Source organism: Promineifilum sp. (SeqCode) (assembly GCF_041918635.1).
In the GTDB taxonomy this organism is placed as follows: Bacteria; Chloroflexota; Anaerolineae; order Promineifilales; family Promineifilaceae; genus Promineifilum.
Map to the genome: position 1 here is coordinate 1 of NZ_JAYRVJ010000711.1, position 1,501 is coordinate 1,501.

Genomic DNA, 1,501 nt, shown 5'->3' on the forward strand with positions numbered 1-1,501 from the left:
CGCGCCGAGGTAGGGTTCAACCTTAAGCTGGGCGGCCAGACGCTCTTGGTCGCGCGCTTGGCCGTAGTAGGCAAGCACCATCTGAGCGCAAGCCGCTAGACAATAACCCTGTTTACTCTGTGCGTGGAAGGGAACCGGCAAGGGCTTTGGCATTGGTCAGTAGTCTCTCGGCTTGCCGTTCGTCGAGGATTAACTCGCCCTGGTGCGCGTCCACGTCAACGTGTCCCACCGGCCCATAGGGGGCGTGACTGCGCCCGGTCACGTAAGCGCCGAAGCGCCACACAGGGCGGTCATTCTTCTCCGTCAGCCGTCCCTCATCAGCCGCAAGCATATTACCCACATACTCAACGAGCCACCGCGTCGCTTTGCGTCGGGCATCCACCTCGTCCACCAGCGGCTCCGGCCCCGTGACGATAACCACCACCCGACTGCCTTCAGGTAGTTCAGTACGGCTTGGCAATTCGATCTGCCCACGCCGGACAACGCCTTCATAACGTGTAAATACTGCCATAAGTAGCCCCCTTTTCCAGAAAGGCCGATGACTGCGTAAAGATTGGGACGCTGATAAACATAATACAGTACTGATTCTCGCGGTCGGCTCCATTGAAACCGCGCCAATCAGCGCAAGAATCAGCGTCCATTAGCGTCCCATTCCTTTTATGCGATTACCCGAACTGGCTCCCATTATAGCATAGAGTCAAAACTGTACGGGCAGAGGTGGCGCACATGGATAAAACTATGGAGTGCACGCCGCCTCGCCAGGAAAGTCTAGCGTCCCCGGCAACACCCCGATCGGTCTCCGCCCAAGCTCGATGCCCAGTTGCGGCGCGTCTGCGCCCTCCAGCCGCCGCGCCGCGCCATCCTCCAGCACGTAGTAATCGGCGTTGCTGCTGAACATCAGCGTGTCGATGTCGCCCAGCGACGCGATCCAGCCCACCTGCTCTGACGGCCCCTCCGCCTGATAGAACGAGCGCTCAATCTCGCCGCCGGCCGCCAGCCAGTGCGCCTGCCGCCCGGCCAGCGGGTCATCGTGGGGGATGGGCAGGCTGTCGCCGATGACCAGCAGGCGCTCCCCCGCCGCGTCCCACACCAGGCCGCGCCCGTTCTCGGCCGCGCCGAACTTCGGTAGCCGAACCTGAACGTTCGCCCCGCTGTCCAGGTCGAGGATGCCGATCCACCCCTCGTCGGCCGGGTCGTAGGCGTAGGGCGAGGGCGGGGTGAGCAGGTTGCGCGCGCCGTAGGCCAGCCGGCGGCCGTCGGGCGAGAGGGCCAGCGCGTTGAACTGGACGACCGATTCGCTCAAGTCGGTCAGTTGCTCTTTAACACTGCCGTCCGGCCGGGCGCGGTAGAGTTGCGGTCGGCCCGCCGCGTCGGTATCGCTGAAGTAGAGCCACGCCTCGTCGGCCGACCACAGCAGGGCGGTCGCGCTGCCCCCGCCGCGCTCGGTCAGCCGGGTGTGTGCGAAAGGCGCGGCCAGCCCGACGACCTCGACGTGAAAGCC

At 64.2% G+C, this 1,501-nt stretch carries 3 protein-coding genes; all 3 read right to left on the reverse strand.

Annotation, left to right across the window (positions count from 1 at the left end):
- On the reverse strand, nucleotides 1–153 hold a 153-nt coding region (locus ACE3UY_RS20800), incomplete at its 3' end, for a C39 family peptidase (RefSeq protein ID WP_374689395.1).
- Nucleotides 113–421 (reverse strand): hypothetical protein, encoded by a 309-nt coding sequence (locus ACE3UY_RS20805; protein ID WP_374689393.1) that lies wholly within the window; start codon nucleotides 419–421, stop codon nucleotides 113–115. The genes ACE3UY_RS20800 and ACE3UY_RS20805, both read right to left, overlap by 41 nt.
- 315 nt (nucleotides 422–736) lie before the next feature.
- Nucleotides 737–1,501 (reverse strand): TolB family protein (locus ACE3UY_RS20810; protein ID WP_374689394.1); only part of this gene is annotated, 765 nt, incomplete at its 5' end.